The organism is Hubeiibacter jixunmingi (genome assembly GCF_041928215.1).
GTDB lineage: Bacteria > Pseudomonadota > Gammaproteobacteria > Pseudomonadales > Moraxellaceae > Acinetobacter.
The window spans coordinates 1-20,871 of the sequence record NZ_JBHFHK010000012.1 but is presented as its reverse complement, the minus strand read 5'-3'; the positions used below and the strand labels follow the sequence as shown (position 1 = coordinate 20,871).

19 protein-coding genes and 1 tRNA gene are annotated in these 20,871 nt (G+C 38.2%); 13 read left to right on the top strand and 7 right to left on the bottom strand.

From position 1 onward, the window contains the following. Nucleotide 1 precedes the first annotated feature (1 nt). From ACEYX7_RS03235 to metH, 5 genes are all read left to right on the top strand, one after another. Nucleotides 2-352: a DUF4845 domain-containing protein gene (locus ACEYX7_RS03235; protein WP_374804345.1), complete on the top strand. Its 351-nt coding sequence runs from the start codon at nt 2-4 to the stop codon at nt 350-352. A gap of 6 nt (nt 353-358) precedes the next feature. Beyond that, complete coding sequence (gene rnc, locus ACEYX7_RS03230) at nt 359-1,054, top strand: ribonuclease III (protein WP_374804351.1); 696 nt, start codon at nt 359-361, stop codon at nt 1,052-1,054. Between the two features lie 70 nt (nt 1,055-1,124). Beyond that, the gene (gene era / locus ACEYX7_RS03225) at nt 1,125-2,123 is read left to right on the top strand and encodes a GTPase Era (RefSeq protein WP_374804343.1); all 999 of its coding nucleotides are present in this window, start codon (nt 1,125-1,127) and stop codon (nt 2,121-2,123) included. A 35-nt stretch (nt 2,124-2,158) separates the two neighbouring features. Beyond that, a complete protein-coding gene (gene recO, locus ACEYX7_RS03220; protein ID WP_374804341.1) occupies nt 2,159-2,845 on the top strand; it encodes a DNA repair protein RecO in 687 nt (228 codons plus the stop codon). Nucleotides 2,846-3,508: 663 nt separating this feature from the next. Next, nucleotides 3,509-7,297, top strand: coding sequence for a methionine synthase (gene metH / locus ACEYX7_RS03215; protein WP_374807108.1), 3,789 nt, complete (start codon nt 3,509-3,511; stop codon nt 7,295-7,297). Between the two features lie 45 nt (nt 7,298-7,342). Here the strand turns inward: metH and drt2 are convergent, their stop codons facing one another. The 7 genes from drt2 to map form a co-directional block, all read right to left on the bottom strand. Then, nucleotides 7,343-8,695: an antiviral reverse transcriptase Drt2 gene (gene drt2, locus ACEYX7_RS03210; protein WP_374804337.1), complete on the bottom strand. Its 1,353-nt coding sequence runs from the start codon at nt 8,693-8,695 to the stop codon at nt 7,343-7,345. 606 nt (nt 8,696-9,301) lie between these two features. Next, a complete protein-coding gene (locus tag ACEYX7_RS03205) occupies nt 9,302-9,667 on the bottom strand; it encodes a type II toxin-antitoxin system VapC family toxin (RefSeq protein ID WP_374807105.1) in 366 nt (121 codons plus the stop codon). Beyond that, the gene (locus ACEYX7_RS03200) at nt 9,668-9,904 is read right to left on the bottom strand and encodes a hypothetical protein (protein WP_374804333.1); all 237 of its coding nucleotides are present in this window, start codon (nt 9,902-9,904) and stop codon (nt 9,668-9,670) included. 128 nt (nt 9,905-10,032) lie between these two features. Next, complete coding sequence (gene metK / locus ACEYX7_RS03195) at nt 10,033-11,202, bottom strand: methionine adenosyltransferase (protein ID WP_374804331.1); 1,170 nt, start codon at nt 11,200-11,202, stop codon at nt 10,033-10,035. Between the two features lie 187 nt (nt 11,203-11,389). Further along, the gene (locus ACEYX7_RS03190; RefSeq protein ID WP_374804329.1) at nt 11,390-12,859 is read right to left on the bottom strand and encodes an aminoacyl-histidine dipeptidase; all 1,470 of its coding nucleotides are present in this window, start codon (nt 12,857-12,859) and stop codon (nt 11,390-11,392) included. Nucleotides 12,860-13,030: 171 nt separating this feature from the next. Further along, a tRNA-Ile gene (locus ACEYX7_RS03185) sits at nt 13,031-13,107 on the bottom strand. A gap of 248 nt (nt 13,108-13,355) precedes the next feature. Further along, a complete protein-coding gene (gene map / locus ACEYX7_RS03180; RefSeq protein ID WP_374804349.1) occupies nt 13,356-14,183 on the bottom strand; it encodes a type I methionyl aminopeptidase in 828 nt (275 codons plus the stop codon). A 246-nt stretch (nt 14,184-14,429) separates the two neighbouring features. Here map and rpsB point away from each other — a divergent pair, with 246 nt between their 5' ends. The 8 genes from rpsB to ACEYX7_RS03140 all read left to right on the top strand — a co-directional run bounded on the left by rpsB (nt 14,430) and on the right by ACEYX7_RS03140 (nt 20,825). Continuing rightward, nucleotides 14,430-15,188, top strand: a complete 759-nt coding sequence (gene rpsB / locus ACEYX7_RS03175; RefSeq protein ID WP_374804327.1) for a 30S ribosomal protein S2 — start codon at nt 14,430-14,432, stop codon at nt 15,186-15,188. 138 nt (nt 15,189-15,326) lie between these two features. Beyond that, on the top strand, nt 15,327-16,208 hold the full coding sequence (gene tsf / locus ACEYX7_RS03170; protein WP_374804325.1) for a translation elongation factor Ts: 882 nt from the start codon (nt 15,327-15,329) through the stop codon (nt 16,206-16,208). Between the two features lie 141 nt (nt 16,209-16,349). Next, complete coding sequence (locus tag ACEYX7_RS03165) at nt 16,350-16,535, top strand: hypothetical protein (protein WP_374804323.1); 186 nt, start codon at nt 16,350-16,352, stop codon at nt 16,533-16,535. 43 nt (nt 16,536-16,578) lie between these two features. Next, on the top strand, nt 16,579-17,061 hold the full coding sequence (locus ACEYX7_RS03160; protein WP_374807060.1) for a low molecular weight protein-tyrosine-phosphatase: 483 nt from the start codon (nt 16,579-16,581) through the stop codon (nt 17,059-17,061). 49 nt (nt 17,062-17,110) lie between these two features. Then, nucleotides 17,111-18,166, top strand: a complete 1,056-nt coding sequence (gene murB, locus ACEYX7_RS03155) for a UDP-N-acetylmuramate dehydrogenase (protein ID WP_374804319.1) — start codon at nt 17,111-17,113, stop codon at nt 18,164-18,166. Between the two features lie 111 nt (nt 18,167-18,277). Next, nucleotides 18,278-19,534 carry a YdcF family protein gene (locus tag ACEYX7_RS03150; RefSeq protein WP_374804317.1) on the top strand — a complete coding sequence of 419 codons (1,257 nt, stop codon included), beginning with the start codon at nt 18,278-18,280 and terminating at the stop codon, nt 19,532-19,534. Beyond that, nucleotides 19,534-20,565, top strand: a complete 1,032-nt coding sequence (locus ACEYX7_RS03145; protein ID WP_374807061.1) for an alpha/beta fold hydrolase — start codon at nt 19,534-19,536, stop codon at nt 20,563-20,565. Before ACEYX7_RS03150 ends, ACEYX7_RS03145 begins: the two co-directional genes overlap by 1 nt. An 80-nt stretch (nt 20,566-20,645) precedes the next feature. After that, nucleotides 20,646-20,825 carry a hypothetical protein gene (locus ACEYX7_RS03140; RefSeq protein ID WP_374807062.1) on the top strand — a complete coding sequence of 60 codons (180 nt, stop codon included), beginning with the start codon at nt 20,646-20,648 and terminating at the stop codon, nt 20,823-20,825. Nucleotides 20,826-20,871 lie beyond the last annotated feature (46 nt).

Sequence of the window (20,871 nt, the reverse complement as noted above, 5' to 3'; positions counted from 1 at the left end):
GATGAGAAATACACAGCGTGGTGCGTCGATAAGTAGTATCATGAGTCTTTTGATCCTAGCTGCATTGTCACTCAAAATATTTGCAAGTCTTTTTCCACCCTTCATAGATGATAGAACTATTGATTCTCAACTAGAATCAATGGTTAACTCAGGTTCATTAGATAAAACCAAAGATGAATTTTTGGTTGAGTTAGAAAAGAAACTTGATATGAATAATATTAGAGACCTAAAACCGACCGATATTGTTAAGATTCAGGAAGGTAAAAAATTGAAAGTGACTAAAGATTACGAGGTTAGAAAGAATTTTGTATCAAATATCGACTTCGTCATTAAGTTCCACAAAGAATACTAGTAGTTTATTATCTTGAAGACACTCTCTATCAAACAAAAGCATCTATTAAACCGCTTAGGCTATCAGTTTAAACAGATTGATCTGTTTAAGCTGGCACTTACGCATCGCTCTATCAGTAGCCATAATTATGAGCGTTTAGAGTTTTTAGGTGACGCTTTACTCAGTAGTATTATTGCTAAATACTTGTATGACACTTACCCTAAAGAAAAGGAGGGTAAGCTGTCTCGAATGCGTGCAACTTTAGTATGCCAAGACAGTCTTGCGAAAATTGCTAAGGATTTACAGCTTGGTCAATGTTTGATTCTTGGTAGTAGTGAAGCCAAATCAGGCGGCCACCACCGAGAGTCTATTTTGGCTGATGTGGTCGAGGCTTTAATTGGTGCAATATTCCTAGATAGCGATCAGGATTACGCTTTAATTGAGCGACTGGTGCTGGCATGGTATGCGAAGTATTTAGACAGTGTCCAACCACACGAACAGCTTAAAGATCCAAAAACGCGTTTGCAAGAATTCCTGCAAGCACGCAAACGGGCTTTACCCGTTTACACCGTAGAAAAAATTATCGGCGAGTCACCAAATCAACATTTCACCGTGCACTGTCATGTAGATGAACTACCGATTGCAGTCGGTGAGAGTAGTAGTCGCCGTTATGCTGAGCAAGCCGCTGCTGCTGAAATTTTAAAAATATTAGAATCTGTCTAGTTTGTGTTATTATCCTATTTATAAGTTTCCAAATTCTTTATGCTTTAGTTTGGTCTAAGGCATAAATCCAATGAGTATTGTTATGTCAGAAAATGATGATCTGTTAAATCAGTTTTTTTCAGCTGAAAAAAATGAAATTCCTAGCGATTTTCGTAGCGGTTTTGTTGCGATTGTTGGTCGTCCAAACGTGGGTAAATCTACCTTGATGAACCACCTTTTGGGGCAAAAGTTATCTATTACTTCACGTAAACCTCAGACCACACGTCACAAGATTGTGGGGATTGATAGTCGCGAAACCATGCAGGCAGTGTATGTCGATACCCCTGGTATGCATAAAAAAGAAGTGCGTGCAATCAATAAAATGATGAACAAAGCTGCCAACTCAGCATTGCGTGATGTGAATTTGGTACTGTTTGTGATTGATGGGCAAAAGTGGACACAAAATGATGAATTGGTATTGGAAAAGCTTAAAAATGCTGAAATGCCAGTGTTGTTAGTCATCAATAAAGTCGATACTTTGGAAGATAAAAAAGCCATTTTGCCATTGATCGAGCAGCGTCTAAAGTTGATGAATTTTGCTGAGATTGTGCCCGTATCTGCATTACACGAGCATAACTTAGATCATTTACGCAACACAATCGAAAAATATCTACCATTTTCCCCACCATTGTATTCGACTGATCAAATCACAGATCGCTCAGAACGTTTCTTGGCGAGTGAAGTGATTCGTGAAAAAATCATGCGTCAATTAGGCGATGAATTGCCTTATGATTTAACAGTCCAAATCGAAAGTTTTAAAACTGAAGATGAAGTTGTCAATGAAAAAACAGGTAAAATTAAGCCTGCTTGTACCTATATTGATGCAACAATTTTTGTAGAACGCCAAGGACAAAAAGCCATTGTCATTGGTGATAAAGGACAAAAACTGAAAAAAATTGGTATGGATGCACGTTTAGACATGGAAAAGATGTTTGAGCAAAAAATCATGCTGACACTTTGGGTAAAAGTCAAAGGCGGTTGGTCTGATGACGAACGTGCATTAAAGAGTCTTGGTTATAGTGATGTATAGAGCATCACTATACTTACTTATATGGAATTATCTTCTTGCGTAATCAAAGCCTGACAGGCTATGCGATACATCAGCGTCCTTACCGAGAACGTAGCCACATTCTACATTTTTTTAGTGCAGAATGTGGTCGGGTAGATGGTGTCATTCGGCAGTTGCCCCCTGCCTTATATCACTTGGTGAGTTTGAATGCGACAGGCAAAAGAGAATTAAAAAATTTTAATCAAATTGATTTGCAAGGTTCACCATTTTATTTACAGCAAAAATCATTATTTGCAGGCTTTTATCTAAATGAATTATTATTAAAGCTATTGGCAGTAGAAGTACCAATGCCAAATACTTATCAGGCTTATGAATTAGCACTGAGTCAATTAAAAAACTTGATTTTAGATGATCCGAAAGAATTACAATTAAAACTGATATTAAGACATTTTGAGCAAGTATTACTTAATGAATTGGGTTATGCAATCGATTATGCGTATGATCATCGTGGGCAGCCTATACAGGCGGATACTTATTATCAGTTTGTGGTTAAACAAGGTTTTATGTTGGACCTATCAGGCAAAGGTTTTTTGGGTAAAGAATTATTGGTTTTGGCTGAAAATGAACAAGTGAATCTGCAAAATATAAACTTATTTGGTAAATTGTATCGTCAAATGATCAATGATATTTTGGGCAATAAACCATTGAAAAGCCGTCAATTATGGATACAGCATAGGGCATAATTTTGTAGAAATTAGATATTTTTTGTCATGCTTAACTATTCTTTTAGTTCTATGATTTTTGAGTAACTGTTGAAATAAATTAGACTGAATATCACAAAAATAATATATAAAATGACTGCAAAAATAAACACAGGATTTGAACAATAAAATAGATTGCTGATGATATACTGCCATAGATTACTCGCTTCCAATGCTAGGCTTGTTATAATAAATAAAATAGAATATATACAACACACGATGAGATAGAAATATCCTTTTAAAAATCCTAAAATAACCACAGACAATATACTCAATATCGCCATTACTGCAAAGACTGTGTCATCATCATTTCCACTACTGAGAATCTCAGATAAAAATAATATTTGTTCTTGATTTTCTCCCACTAAATATGAGAAAAGACATAGATTTTCAGAATTTAGAAAAAATAAACTTATTGCCATACCAAACAATGCGACCAATGCAAAGACTTTGTAGCTGACGTAATAGGATGGCTTTGATAGCATGGCTTGTTTTTCCTGACCTTTTCTTTGGATGTCACAGATTATTTTAAAATATAGAAAGAGTTTAGCATATTTTTATCTCAAGATAAGTTTATATTTTAAGTACAAAATATAAAAATTTGCTATAATAAATCATGTTTTTATTAGCCAGTCAGCCCATATCATGTCTAGCCAAACCGTATCTTCTTCTTATACTAAGCCTATTGCTGATGCAGCGATTTCACAATTAAAACAATTGCTTAAAGAACGTATTCTCATCATTGATGGTGCGATGGGAACCATGATTCAACGCCATAAATTACAAGAAGAAGACTACCGAGGTGAACGTTTTGCCGATTGGGCGAGTGACTTAAAAGGCAATAATGACTTATTGGTACTGACACAACCGCAAATTATCCAAGGCATTCACGAGCAATATTTGGCAGCCGGTGCCGATATTATCGAGACCAATAGCTTTAACGGTACAAGGGTATCGATGTCAGATTATCACATGGAAGATTTGGTGCCAGAGATTAACCGTGAGGCAGCACGCATTGCCAAGGCAGCTTGTGAGAAATATTCTACCCCTGGCAAGCCACGTTTTGTTGCCGGTGTACTGGGACCAACATCACGCACTTGCTCAATTTCCCCTGATGTGAATAATCCTGCCTATCGTAATATTACTTTTGATGAACTGAAAGAAAATTATATCGAAGCGGCGATTGCTTTGATTGAGGGCGGTGCGGATATTCTATTAATCGAAACGGTATTTGATACGCTGAACTGTAAAGCGGCGATTTTTGCGGTCAAAGAAGTCTTTCAACAGCTTGGACGTGAATTGCCAGTAATGATTTCAGGGACGATTACTGATGCATCTGGGCGTACTTTGACTGGTCAAACTGCCGAAGCCTTTTGGAATTCGGTGCGTCATGGTGATTTATTGTCAATTGGTTTTAACTGTGCCTTGGGTGCAGATGCCATGCGTCCACACGTCAAAACCATTGCCGATATTGCCGATACGTTTGTCTCAGCACATCCTAATGCCGGCTTGCCGAATGCTTTTGGTGAATATGATGAAACGCCTGAGCAGACTGCTGCATTTATCCGTGAATTTGCCGAAAGTGGCTTGATTAATATTACTGGCGGTTGCTGTGGTACCACGCCTGCCCATATTCAAGCCATTTATGAAGCGGTGAAAGACATCAAACCACGTCAAGTGCCTGATACCGTGCCTGCTTGTCGTTTGAGTGGCTTAGAGCCGTTTAATATTTTTGCTGATAGCCTATTTGTCAATGTTGGTGAGCGTACCAATGTGACTGGCTCGAAAAAGTTTTTACGTTTAATTCGTGAAGAAAAATTTGCCGAAGCCTTAGAAGTGGCACAACAACAAGTCGAAGCCGGTGCCCAAGTTATTGATATTAATATGGATGAAGGCATGCTAGATTCACAAAATGCCATGGTGCATTTTTTAAATCTAGTGGCATCTGAGCCGGATATTTCTCGTGTACCGTTGATGATTGACTCTTCAAAATGGGAAATTATCGAAGCTGGCTTAAAATGTGTACAAGGCAAGCCGATTGTCAATTCGATTTCACTCAAAGAAGGCTATGATGAATTTGTAGAAAAAGCCCGTCTGTGCCGTCAATATGGTGCGGCGATTATCGTGATGGCATTTGATGAAAATGGTCAAGCCGATACCGCAGCGCGTAAACGTGAAATTTGTGAACGTTCGTATCGGATTTTGGTGGATGAAGTGGGTTATCCTGCCGAAGATATTATCTTTGACCCGAACGTATTTGCCGTGGCGACAGGGATTGAAGAGCATAATAATTATGCGGTGGACTTTATCGAGGCGACAGGTTGGATTAAACAAAACTTGCCACATGCCATGATTTCTGGTGGTGTGTCGAACGTATCGTTTTCATTCCGTGGTAATGAACCTGTGCGTGAAGCCATTCATGCGGTATTTTTATACCATGCTATCAAACAGGGCATGACCATGGGTATTGTCAATGCTGGACAATTAGCCATTTATGATGACATCGCCAAAGAGTTGAAAGATGCGGTTGAAGATGTGATTCTCAACCAAAATCAAGGCGAATCTGGACAAGCTGCCACAGAAAAACTATTAGAAGTGGCGGAAAAATATCGTGGTCAAAGTGGTGCAACCAAAGAAGCGGAAAATCTAGAATGGCGTAATCAATCAGTGGAAAAACGCCTAGAATATGCCTTGGTAAAAGGTATTACTACTTTTATCAATGAAGATACCGAAGAAGCCCGCCTAAAATCCAAACGTCCTTTAGATGTGATCGAAGGGCCTTTGATGGATGGCATGAATGTGGTCGGGGACTTGTTTGGTGCAGGGAAAATGTTCTTGCCACAAGTGGTGAAATCTGCCCGTGTGATGAAGCAAGCAGTGGCATGGCTCAATCCCTATATCGAAGCGGAAAAAACCGCAGGCGAGAGTAAGGGTAAAATCCTGATGGCAACCGTCAAAGGCGATGTGCATGATATTGGTAAAAATATCGTAGGCGTGGTGTTGGGCTGTAATGGCTATGACATTGTTGATTTGGGTGTGATGGTGCCTGCCGAAACCATTTTACAAAAAGCCATTGATGAAAAAGTCGATATTATCGGTTTGTCGGGTTTGATTACGCCAAGTTTGGATGAAATGGTTTTTGTTGCCAAAGAAATGCAACGTAAAGGCTTTAAAATTCCGTTATTGATTGGCGGTGCGACCACATCCAAAGCCCATACCGCAGTCAAAATTGATCCACAATATCAAAATGATGCGGTGATTTATGTGGCGGATGCGAGCCGTGCGGTCGGTGTAGCGACTACACTTTTATCCAAAGACATGAAAGCCGACTTTGTAGCAGAATATCGAGCCGAATATGCCAAAGTGCGTGAACGTATCGCTAACAAACAGCCAAAAGCAGCCAAGCTGTCTTATGCCGAAGCGATTGAACATGGTTTCAAAAAAGACTGGGAAAATTATACCCCGCCTGTGCCAAATTTTTTGGGTAAACAAGTCATTACCAACTATCCACTTGATGTGTTGGTGAAATATTTTGACTGGACGCCATTCTTTATTTCATGGAGTTTGGCAGGCAAATTCCCGAAAATCTTAGATGATGAAATTGTCGGTGAAGCGGCACGTGATTTGTACAGTCAAGCACAAACTATGCTGAAAGATATTATCGAGAGCAAACGTTTTGATGCTCGTGCGGTATTTGCCATTCAGCCTGCCAAGCGTACCGATCACGATACAGTGACGGTATATGATGAACAGGGCAAGCCATTGCATGAATTTTATCATTTACGCCAACAGTCGGATAAAGTCACGGGTAAAGCCAATTATTCTTTGGCGGATTTCATTAAGCCTACCCCCCACCTAACCTCCCCCCAACAGGGGGAGGAACTCCCTCTCCCTCAGGGAGAGGGTTGGGGAGAGGGAGTCACTGACTATCTCGGTGGCTTTACCGTATCTATCTTTGGTGTGGAAGAAATGGCGAATGAATACAAAGCCAAAGGTGATGATTATTCAGCGATTTTGGCACAAAGTTTGGGTGATCGTTTTGCCGAAGCCTTTGCCGAGCATTTGCACGAGCGTATCCGTAAGGAATATTGGGGTTATCAAGCTGATGAAAACTTAAGCAATGAAGAATTGATTAAGGAAAAATATGTCGGTATTCGTCCTGCGCCGGGTTATCCTGCTTGTCCTGAACATAGCGAAAAAGCCACTTTGTTTGCGTGGTTAGACTCGACCAATGCTATCGGCACACAGCTCACTAGCAGTTATGCCATGTATCCGCCATCAAGTGTGAGTGGTTTTTATTACAGCTTGCCTGAAAGTGAATACTTTAATGTTGGTAAAATCAGCCAAGACCAATTGGAAAGCTATGCCAAGCGTAAAGGGTGGGATATTGAGACGGCTAAGCGGTGGTTAGCACCTAATTTGAGTGATATTTAAAATCTATAAAATGGATAGGGTAGATAAAACATAGCTTACCTTGCCTTATCTATTTAATCGCTTATTTAAATAACTATGGAACTCATTCCAGTGATTTTTAATTTGTTTTCTAACCGTATAAGAATTGAAGTTTTCTGATACTCTGTATACATACTTTGGGTAATTCCTGCGTCCAATATAGGTATATCTAACATATAATTTTCTTTCAAAAATCCCATTTTTTGATAACTGATTATTTGCTTTTAATCGACGGTAATGATTTCCACGCATACGAATGGCTTTTCGCATTTTATAACGATGTCTTGATAGCCCTTTATCTCTGACAAATACATTTTCCCCATCAAATTCAATACCTAAATATTGTAATCTAGTCGGCTGATTAAATGTTGATTTGCCAGTAATCTGTATTTTCAAGTCATTGAATATAATTTTTTGTGTTTTAGCAGGGTTTATATTTAAAGAAAGCTTTTGTATCTCATTGATAACCAATCTTTCAACTTCGTCCGCCAATTTGTGGCAAGAGATAACAATCATATCATCGCAATATCTGAAATAATGTGCATTATTTTTCTGACAGAAATCAAAAATAACTTTGTCAAAATTCATCATATAAATATTAGATAATAAACCACTCATCGGAGAACCCTGAGGAATCCCTTGATTTTGATTAACCTTGATTAGATTACCTTTACGAACAATTTCTCTGAAATCATTTACAGAGCATAATCGATCCATGCGTTTATGTAATGTACGGCTTCTTAATGATAAGCCTAATTTTTGATATAAATCTTTTTTATCAACATAAGCAAATTTTGTTAAAGATTTATAAACTTTAAAATGATCTTGTGGTAATCTTTCAACATCTAATACTTGACACCATTGTTGTTTCAAAACTTCATGGTCGAGGTTATCAAAAAACTTTGTAATATCAAAACATAATACAGTGCAATTTTTTCTATCCTTAATGATATCAAAAACTTGTTTGCTAAAATGAATGTTACAAAATGATGTTTTTTTCCCATGTATTACTTTTGAAATTTTTCTAAAAGCAATAATGCTATCTGATAACCCTTGATTTTTTAAGTAGCATTCATAATGTTTATATAATATTGTAGCGTAGTAGGCATAAATTGCACTATCTATATGGCTAGAATAGTTAATTAATCTATCTTTAGGTGGTAGTTTTAAAAAACCTAATTTTCCATTTTGAGCCTCTGTTTTAATTTTGGTTTCTTGAGTCATATAAGAGATAAAGGGAAAAAAAGCATGATGTTCTATGTTAAATGGATCTGTGACAAAACTAACTATATTAGAAATATTTGGTTTTCTATCGAAATGAAGATAGTTTTTTAACTTGCTACGCTTTGTAAAAAAATCATGTAAATCTAATGAGTTCATTTCAAAGATTTGCCAAACTCTGAGGGTTTAAGATGGTTGCTGTCTATAGATACCCTCAAAGTTTTTATCCCATACTAAGTAAAATACTTTTCTGAGACTCCTTGTTACAGAGCAACCAAAACATATTCAAGGAGCTATATAACCATGTTAGTTATGCTTATACCATACCAAGTATTGATGGATACATCAGTAATTGATATAATAGACGCAATTGTTCTATTTCTAGAAATAGAACAATTGCGGCGACATTACCACAAGTTTACATACTGTTCCACTCAGACTACTCTGAGAGCAAATTAACTATAACAAAAAATAAATAATTTCACAATATCGAAATCTTACATTTAATAATCTCAATCAGGGCAACCGCGAACCTGGATTAAAAAATAACACTCTTTTTTCAATAAGTTATGAAAGATAAGTATTTTTGTTAAATTTAGCATTTTGGATAAAATAAATGCAAGAACATTTATTCATATCAAATTTCGACTAATTGATTAAATTTGTATACTTTTTATACCAAGCTTGCGGTTACCCTGACTATGCTATTAGATTTTGATTAATTTTGATTTTAGATGGCAGAGAGTAATTTATGATTACTCTTTTTTAATCGATTGGATTAATCAACTTACAAGGTAAATGCTGAAAATCTTTTTCATTGCGACTGACTAATGTCAAATTATGACATACGGCGGTTGCCCCAATGATTGCATCAGGTGTTTTAGTCTTCTTTTGACGACGTATTTTTGTGCTTTCAAATACAATGTCACGGCTAACATCAAGCCAAGTAAAATTGTTTTGTAGAAATGATTCAGCAATCGTTACAGCATTTTCATCATTACCAAAAGATAAGACTTCTAATACTGTAATGGTGGAAATCGCAAGATGACCATGATTTTCATTTAAAAAATGACGTGCCTGTTTATCACCATTTAAGTAATAAATGATGATATTGGTATCTATAAGGTACATTTATTCCCACTCACTACGTACTTGACGTTCATATTCCAAACCATCAATCTCATAATCTTTAAATAAACCAAAGGCTTGCTCATCACCGATTAATTTTGAACTGTGCTTTGGGATGCTATCTTGCGATAATTGCGCAATGATTTTGCCATCTTGAGCAAATTGTACAATTTCGCCTTGCATGACTGCCAATATTTGTTGTTGAACAGTAGGCGGGAGTAAACTAATCTCGATAACCATACTTATTTCTCCAATGAAGCCAAGCTTATTATTTCTTGATTAGGTGCTAAAGTCAATCAATGACTTAATATCGAGTATTTTTCCCATAAAAAAGAGAGCTTTCGCTCTCTTTTCTACACAAGCAAAGTTTATTTCAACCCAGCAGCAATTGCCAAGCCTTCTGCTTTATCAGTCAATTCCCAAGTAAAGGCATTTTCTGAACCAATACGCCCAAAATGCCCATAACTTGCAGTCTGTTGATACATTGGTTGCAATAAATTCAACATACGAGTAATGCCATACGGACGCAAATCAAAATGCTCACGCACTAAAGCAATAATGGTGTCTTCTGCGACTTTGGCAGTACCAAAAGTATTGATTGAAATCGAGGTCGGCTCAGCCACACCAATTGCATAACTCACTTGAATTTCACACTTGTCTGCAAGTCCTGCTGCCACAATATTTTTGGCAACATAACGACCAGCATATGCTGCTGAACGGTCCACTTTTGATGGATCTTTACCAGAGAATGCACCACCGCCATGACGTGCCATACCACCATAAGTATCGACGATGATTTTACGACCAGTCAAACCACAGTCACCAACAGGACCACCGATTACAAACATACCAGTTGGATTGATATGGAATTTGGTGTCTTTGTGGAACATCTCATTTGGGATGACTTTTTTGATAATTTCTTCGATCACTGCTTCTTTAAGATCAGCTTGAGAAATACTCGGGTCATGCTGTGTAGATAAAACCACTGCATCCAAACGTACTGGATGATCATTTTCATAGGCAAAAGTGACTTGGCTTTTGGCATCAGGACGTAACCACGCCAAAGTACCATTACGGCGTAATTCAGCTTGCTTTTCGACCAAACGATGTGCATAAGAAATCGGGGCAGGCATTAATACATCAGTCTCACGGCTTGCATAACCAAACATCAAGCCTTGGTCACCAGCACCTTGTTCTTCAGGTTTTTGACGATCAACACCTTGAGCGATTTCTGGTGATTGTTTACCAATCATATTGATCACGGCACAAGTCGAGCCATCAAAACCAAGATCAGAATGATTATAGCCAATATCATTGACCGTTTTACGTACGATGGCTTCGATATCGACATTGGCAGTGGTTGTCACTTCACCGGCTAACACTACAGCACCAGTTTTCACCAACGTTTCACATGCGACACGGGCATGAAGGTCTTGTGCTAAGATCGCATCAAGAATGGCATCACTGATTTGATCGGCCATCTTATCAGGGTGACCTTCACTTACAGATTCAGAAGTAAATACAGCATATTCACGCATCGGATTATCCAATTATAAAAAAATAAGGCTATGTTACAATATTTGTTGGTTTTTCTCTAGCTTTTATATTGTTTTGTATATCTAATTTCTTGATAAAGCAAAAATTAATACTTTATTTATAAAAAATCACCAATACTTCAATCTGTATTGGTGATCCAAATCACTTAATCGATCGTAGCTATACGGACTAAGCAGTTTTTTCAGGAATACGAGCTAAAACGCTACATAATAAATCCCAATATACTGATACCGCAGCGATATTGACTTTTTCATCAGGAGAGTGGGCATGTTTGATGGTTGGTCCGATAGATACCATATCGACATCAGGATAAACTTTTTTCAATAAACCACATTCTAAGCCAGCATGAATCACTTTATATTCCGCAGGATGCTTAAGAATCTCAGTATAGACTTGTTGCGTCAGTTGCGTAATGTCTGAATTTAAGTCAGGTACCCAACCGACATAATCAATGTCAAACTCCATCTGCATATTAGCAAGGTCGGCAATCGCTTGTATCTGACTACACACTGCTTGTTTGCCTTCTTCATGTAAAGAACGCACAAGTTGTTGAATATAAACTCGATCTTGATCCAAAGTGACCACACCCAGATTAACCGAGCTTTCAACGGTATGTTCAACGGTAGCAGAATAACGATTGACACCATTTGGTAAGGCATATAATACATTTACGATATGCTTACTGGTTTTTACATCCAAACATGATGTGTGTTCTTGAGCTGATGCTTTTTCAATATCGATTTTTAACTTACTTTCAAAATCAACATACTCAGTGATGATATCTTTGCGGTATTGTTCAAGCAAAGTGACCAATTTTTCAGTATTTTGTGCATCAACCAAAATTGTTGCATTGGCTTCACGAGGAATGGCATTACGTAAAGTACCGCCTTTAAGTTGTGCAATATTAAAATCAACTCGTTGTTGAGCAAGCTGTAACATACGGCTTAATAGCTTGATGGCATTGCCTTTTGGGTGATGAATATCAATACCTGAATGTCCACCAGATAAGCCTTTGACGCTGATGTTAATCGCTGTTGTATTGCTTGATGCAGTGTGCCACGCTACCGGCATTGCCAAATTGGCATCGATACCGCCAGCACAGCCGATATAAATTTCGCCGATTTCTTCGGTGTCAGTATTGATTAAAATTTTACTTTTTAACCAATTTGGGGCAAGGTGAATCGCACCGACCATACCTGTTTCTTCAGTACGCGTGATTAAAATTTCTAAATCAGGATGGGCAGTGTCTCTACTTTCCAAGATTGCCATCATCGATGCCATACCGATACCATTGTCAGCACCCAAAGTTGTGCCTTTGGCTTTGACCCATTCACCATCGACATGTGCTAAAATCGGATCTTTGGTAAAATCATGTGCTGTGTCGGCATTGGCTTGCGGTACCATGTCAATATGCGCTTGTAGGGCAACAGATTGACGATTTTCCATGCCCTTGGTGGCAGGTTTACGGATTAAAATATTGCCAACGCTATCTTGTGACACATCAAAAGACTGTTGCTTTGCCCAATCCATAATATGTTGAGCCAATTCTTCTTCATGATGTGAAGGGTGGGGAATGCTACAGATTTGGGCAAACCATTGCCATAATAATGTTGGTTGTAAAGTGTTTAATGAACTCATCACAAATCCTTTAATTGTGGTTTAGGGGTGTTTATTACCATATGGATTTTAGCAGTAATCAACGAATTTGCAATGCTATCGGCGTGGTTTTGATTTATATTTTTAATAAACTCATTTCATTAGCGTAAATAAAAAACCTATCTTAAAACAATAAGATAGGTTTTATAAATATGGTGGGCCCAGACAGACTTGAACTGTCGACCAACGGATTATGAGTCCGCTGCTCTAACCAACTGAGCTATAGGCCCGAAAAGGAAATTTTCTTTTGCAACGACTTATAATTTTGGAAAAACTAGACTTAAATTGCAAAGTGGCATGATTCTACACCAAGTTTGAGCATATAGTAAAGTGCGTCACGCTATTTATTGAGCAATTAAATGCCTATAACAGTCTTTTATCGCTCAATACCCAAATAATATTTTGGCTTTGAAAAAACTGACTTGTTGAAGTCGATATCATCTTAAATCAAGTCAGTAGTTTCTTTTCAACACATAAATTACTGCTTAAAGCGTGACAAGTCTTCACCAGGACGAGCGGTTAAGACTTCTAATCCATCTTTGGTCACAGCAATCATATGCTCATATTGTGCAGATAATTTGTGATCTTTGGTCACAACAGTCCATTTATCACCCAGAAGCTTAGTTTGCCATACACCTGCATTGACCATTGGCTCGATCGTAAAGGTCATGCCTGCTTCAAGCTGCATACCTGTGCCTGCTATACCATAATGCACAATTTGAGGTTCGTCATGGAATTTTTGACCGATGCCATGCCCACAATATTCACGCACTACGCTAAAACGTTCAGCCTCAACATATTTTTGAATAGCATGACCAATATCACCAACAAAAGCACCTTCACGTACCATGCTCATGCCGATATATAATGCTTCTTGTGCCACATCACAAAGACGTTGTGCAAGTACAGAAGTCTCACCACCCACGATATACATTTTGCTACTGTCACCATGATAACCATCTTTAATCACAGTCACATCAATATTGAGAATATCGCCTTTTTTCAAGATTTTACTTTCAGAAGGAATACCATGACAAACTACATGGTTAACAGAAATACATGTAGCATGCATGTACGCAGGACGGCCACCACCACCACCGTAGCCGATACATGCAGGGATTGCACCTTGTACATTGACAATATGCTCATGGCAGATACGATCTAGCTCTAAAGTCGAAACGCCAGCTTGTACATAAGGCTCAATCATATCCAAAATTTCAGCGGCCATACGACCAGCAACACGCATTTTGGTAATTTCATCGGGAGTCTTAATCAGGTGACGTGGTGCAGTTTGGGTAAAATTAATCATATTCAAATAAAAATAAATAGCAATTTGTGTGCGTCTATGGTATAAATATGCACGAATTTTTTCAAATGGTTTTTTACTTTATTTTGTTATGCAAAATTTGGCTGAAAATACTTTAAAATTCATTTTCTTGAAAATCCGCACATATATCGTCACATTACTCTGGGTGCTTCGCTTGTGATAAGCAAAAGAAGTGGAGGATGCGGATATATGGAGGCTTAACCCAAATTTTTATAGGTTATTCTTATGTCTAACAGCTACAATGTAAGCGTTCGTGACTTGCTTCAAGCAGGTGCTCACTTTGGTCACCAAACTCGTTTTTGGAATCCAAAAATGCGTCAATATATCTTCGGCGCGCGTAACAAAATTCACATCATCAACTTGGATAAAACTGCTCCAGCGTTGAACGATGCATTAAACTTTGTCAATAACTTGGCAGCTAAAAAGAATAAAGTATTGTTTGTTGGTACAAAACGTGCTGCATCAAACATCATCCGTGAACAAGCACAACGTGCAGGTCAACCATACGTTGATCACCGTTGGTTAGGTGGTATGTTGACGAACTGGAAAACTTTACGCCAGTCAATCAACCGTTTGAAAGATCTTCAAACTCAATCTCAAGACGGTACTTTTGCTAAGTTGACTAAACGTGAAGCATTAGAACGTACTCGTGAGATGGAAAAACTTGAGCGTGCTTTGGGCGGCGTGAAAAACATGGGCGGTTTGCCAGACGCATTGTTCATCGTTGACGTTGATCACGAAGCGATTGCAATCAAAGAAGCAAACAACTTGGGTATTCCAGTAATCGGTATCGTTGATACAAACTCAAACCCAGATGGCGTTGATTATATCATTCCTGGTAATGACGATGCGATCCGTGCGGTAACTTTGTACGCTTCTGCAATGGCTGATGCGATTCTTGCTGGTAAAGAATATGCAAACAACCAAGCAGGTGTAGCTCGTCAAGAGACTGAAGAAAAAGCTGAAGAAGCTGCTGCTGAATAATGATGAGTGTGCTAAAAAAGATTCGCTTTATTAGCACACAAAATCGAGTAAAATAAAGAGGCTTATAAAATACAGTTGTTGATTTTGTGAGCCTTTTTACGTTTAAACCGAATTGAAAAACTAAAATTTGAGGTATGTATGAGCCAAATTACTGCACAAATGGTCAAAGAATTGCGTGACCGTACTGGTCTTGCAATGATGGAATGTAAGAAAGCATTGACTGAAGCAAATGGTGATATCGAATTAGCGATTGACAACTTGCGTAAATCAGGTCAAGCAAAAGCTGCTAAAAAAGCAGGTAACATCGCTGCTGACGGTGCAATCACTATCGTTCAAGACGGCAACAAAGCTGTATTGGTTGAAGTAAACTGTCAAACTGACTTCGTTGCAAAAGACGAAAACTTTGCAAACTTCTCTAAGAAAGTTGCTGAAATCATTCTTGCTTCAGGTGAAACTGACGCTGAGAAAGTTGCTACATTGCAATATGATGATGCACAAACTGTTGAAGAAGCACGTATTGCATTGGTTCAAAAAATCGGTGAAAACATCCAAGTTCGTCGTGCAAAAATCGTTGCTGGTGAAAACTTGGCTGTTTACAAACACGGTTTGAAAATCGGTGTAGTTGTATCTTATACTGGTGATGCAGAAACTGGTAAAGGCGTAGCAATGCACGTTGCAGCGTTCAACCCAGTTGCAGTAACAGCTGAACAAGTTCCAGCTGACTTAGTTGCAAAAGAGAAAGAAATCGCTGAAGCAAAAGCTGCTGAATCAGGTAAACCTGCGAACATCATTGAAAAAATGGTTCAAGGTTCTGTTGATAAATACTTGAATGAAGTTGCACTTGATCGTCAAATGTACGTGATTGACAACGATAAGAAAGTCGCTGATGTATTGAAATCAACTAGCACAAACATCGTTGAATTTGTACGTTTCGAAGTAGGTGAAGGCATCGAGAAGAAAGCTGAAATGAGCTTTGCTGACGAAGTTGCAGCTGCTCAAGCGGCTGCTGCAGGTAACTAATTTTTAGTGGTATTTTACTAAAAATTGCAGTACACAAAAGGGATTGAGCAATCAATCCTTTTTGTATTTGGTTGTAATTCATGTTAAAGCATAATTTTTCGTGATTACAGAATATTTAAAATCTAATTTTGGTAGCTTTCGATGTCATCTCAAAACAATACAGCAAAAAAGCCGAAAGTCGCAGTGAAACTGCCGTTTCCAATGCCTAGCGAAGAGCAAAAACAAAATACGGATGCACATAATGATGTTCGTCCTAAGCCTGAAAACTACGCTGATCGCACTTTCCCACCGCCACGTGGCACACGTCGCTCTATGGGCAAACGTTAGATCTATTCTATTATTCAATCACTTATTATGGGCTGAATAAATCATGTTACGTGTATTGTGTGTATGCTTAGGTAATATCTGTCGCTCTCCTACGGCAGAAGTGGTTTTACGTGAAAAAGCGAAACAATTGAAGGTATCTGTGCTAGTCGATTCAGCAGGTACAAGCAATTATCATCCTAATAAAGCCCCTGATAACCGTAGTCAAAAGTATGCTTTACAACACGGTTATGATTTATCCGCATTGCGTGCGAGACAAATTCAAGCCCAAGACTTTGTTGATTTTGATTGGATTTTGGCGATGGATTCGCAAAATTTAGCGGATATTCAAGACCTATATCAACGGGTTAAACACACTTTGCCACAGGCTAAACATGCCAGAATTGCTTTGATGAGCGAACATGACCCACGATATCCACGACAAGCTGTGCCAGATCCGTATTATGGTGATGAAGCGGACTTTCAACGTGTCATTGCTCAATGTGAAAGCAGTAGCCAAGCTTGGCTAGAAGTTTGGTCGCAACACTAATCATTAAAATTAATAATGATTTAACTTGATAGTTTAGGCATATACAATCATGACTGATTTAAATATTCAATACGATGTTGATTTAACACAAAAAAATACTTTGGCTTTACAGTGTGTCGCCAGTCATTATGTGCAAATTCAACAGATTTCACAGATTGCTCTAGCTGTGGAATATGCCAAGCAACATCATTTAAATTGGGTGATTTTATCGGGTGGAAGTAATTTTTTATTACCCGAAAAAATCCATGCTTTGGTGCTGGATATGGCGATTTTGGGTGAAGAAATTTTAACTCAAGACCAAGATTCGGTGGTGGTTAAAGCGTATGCAGGGCAAAATTGGCATCAATTTGTCTTGGATTGCTGTGCCAAAGGTTATCATGGCTTGGAAAATTTAGCCTTAATTCCAGGTAAAGTCGGTGCAAGCCCAATTCAAAATATCGGGGCTTATGGTGTAGAAGTAGGTGAGTTTATCCAACAGATTTGGGCTTATGACACCGCACAACAACAAGATGTTATATTTGATGCGGCAGATTGCCAATTTGCTTATCGTGACAGTATTTTTAAACAAAATGCGGGACGTTATGTGATTTATGCGGTGAGTTTTAAATTACTCAAACAAGCAAAATTAAAAATCAATTATGCTGATGTCGCACAGCGTATGGGCGATGAGCAAACGCCTGAAAAATTATTACAAACCATTATTGCCATCCGTTCGGAAAAATTACCACAGCCAAGTCAATATCCCAATGCAGGCAGTTTTTTTAAAAATCCGTTGATTTCAACACAGCAATTTGAGCAATTACAGCAAAAATTTCCAAATATGCCACATTATCCACAAAGTAACGGCATGCAAAAAATTGCAGCAGGTTGGCTGATTGAACAGGCAGGATGGAAAGGCAAGCAGTTGGGTAAAGTCGGTATGTTTGCTAGACAAGCTCTAGTCTTAGTAAATTATGCTGATGCAAGCCTAAGTGATGTACAAAACACCTATCAACAAGTGCAACATGACGTACAGCAACAGTTTGCTATACTTTTAGAACCCGAGCCTGTATTATTAAATGCTTTGGGACAGGTGGTGTCGCATCACACTTGCCATCAAATATAAGTGATTTGACTTTACAGTTTATAATTTCATTAGGGTGATGGTCAATGTGTTTAAATTGATCAGTTTTAAAAAGAGAATACGTTGAAAGCGTCGCTATCAAGGCAACAATTTTTGCAGGCACTTATTGCAAAGGGTAAAAAATACATCATGTTACTGTGTATCGCTGTAACGGGGCTAGTATTATTTATCTATTCGCCCTTTTATTCTCGTAGCCTGTTGTGGCTATTGCAACGTGCTGTGCCTGTACAAATCAACCCGATTGCTGCACAAAGTCAAAAAGCTGCTCAATTGAGTTTGGACGACCAATTTGAACCAGGTTCAAACGAGTGGATCGCACGTCGTGCTTATCTTTATGAGATTAGTCATTCTATGGATGATCATTTGCGTAAAGATAATCTTTATGCACGCTATAAGCAATTGTTAAAAGAGATTGAAAAAGATAAAAAAAATCAGAGTCATGTACAACGTGTAAATAGCGAAACTGCAAATGCCAGCCAAGAAGCCAATGCCAATCTCAATCAGCAGTATGTGATAGATACTGAAAAGAATACATCTCAAGACAATTCGCAATTACAACAGCGTTTTCAGCAATATCGTGCATTTTTATTGTATGTAAAAGATGAAGATAAACAGCCTGCCAGTAGTGTGCAAAGTAATGCTTTGGATAATTACCTTGCCAATCTCAAAGTTAATCAAGATGTTATGCAAGACAGCAAGACAGCATCTGCCACATTGGATAATAAGCCATTACAAAACACCACTGAACAACGACTAATCTCCAAGCAAAATCAATTTGCATCCGAACCTGCAATTGATATTCAAGCAATTGGTACGCCAAACTCAGTCAAAACAGATGAGCAAGATTTCAAGCCGAATGCAATCGTTGTTTTAGGTGGTGGTTTGACCAAAAAAGACAGTGATATTATTATTAATAAATACACTGAAAATCGATTGCAACGTGTATTGGAAATTTATCAAAAACAAGCCCTGCCAATTGTATTGAGTGGTGTGGAAGCCCCTTATATGCAAAAATGGCTGGTCGCCAATGGTGTCAAAGCCGAACTTTTGGAAAATAAGAGCATGAATACCTGTGAAAATACACGATTTACCGCTTTATTGTTGCAAAAGCGAGGTGGTGCACCGAGTGTTTATCTCATCACTGATGCTTATCATATGCCACGTTCACAGCGTTTATTCGCACAAAATGGCATTCATACCGTACCTATTGATGCCCAATTACCCAATAATTTAACCACATGGATGCCATCAAGCCAAAATTGGATGCATAGTCGCCGTGCCACTTATGAGGCGGCTGCACTGATGCGTGATGTCTTGCTAGGTCATACTGATTGTAGAGAAGTACCATAATGCCACAATTACCCTTTGCTAACTTGTATGATTTACGCCAACAGAATTTACCAATCCCGAGTAAAGCTACAGCAAGTGCTTTACCGATTTTGGACTTGAGCCAATTACAAACTGAATGGAATGATGAGCTAAAAAGCTATGCTTTGTTATATGGTTTAAATGCATTGGATGCACAGCGTTGGCAAGGCAAGGTGAGTATTGAACAATTTGATATTCATGTGCAAGTCTTTCAGCCCAAAACTGATGATATTCGGGGCAGTGTTTGGCTTTTGCATGGTTATCTAGAGCATAGTGGCATTTATCAGCCGATTATTGCTGAATTATTGCAACATGGTTTTAGTGTGATTGTGTATGATTTACCAGGGCATGGTTTGAGCAGTGGGGCGAGTGCCAATATTGATAATTTTGCTGATTACCAAAAAATATTATTAAATATCAAACACATTGTACAAAAGCATGTGGATATTTTACCAAAACCTTGGCTCGGTATCGGGCAAAGTACTGGTGGGGCGATTTGGATGGATCACATTTTGGCATTTGCGGCTGAGCGTAAAAGTCCGATTGTGGAGCGAGTATTATTATTATCACCATTGTTACGTCCTGCAAAGTCGGCATGGTGGCATAATCCGATTGGCTTGGGTGTGGTCAAACTGATTAAAAATGATATTCCACGCCATTTTAGGCGTAATAATCATAATCCTGAATTTTTGCGATTTGTCCGTTTATATGATCCGTTACAGCCACGCACCATGGGCATGGGGTGGATTTTGGCAATGACGCGTTGGATTAATGATATGGAACAGCGTCCTGCTTGTCGTATTCCTGTGTGGGTGGCACAAGGGGCTTTGGATGAAACGGTAGATTGGCGATATAATATTGAATATATTCGTAAAAAATTCCGTTTACAAACCGTATTAATGCTCGAAGAAGGTTCGCATCAATTAATTAATGAACGTGATGATATTCGTGTGGCACTAACTGGACTTATCCCTGCTTTTTTAAATGCACAAGGTAAGGGGCAGTATTATTGATTTGTTGGATTGATTTTAGCTAATTTTGCTATAGTATATTTTAAATCAGTAAAGATAATGTTTAAAGTGGGGAGTATAGTATGGAAAATTTTTATATGGACAAAGCCAAAATCAAACAAGCGGCGATTGATTTTTTGCAAGCTTTAAAAAATTGGTATAATAGAGAACATATTATACAAGCTTATATAGAGCAAGGTCGTGAATTGGATGAAGAAAAAATTAATATAACTATTAGACCTCTTGCGAAAGTTTTGATATAATGACAAGATGAGATACGAAACAATCAAGGGCTTTAGCGACAGCCAA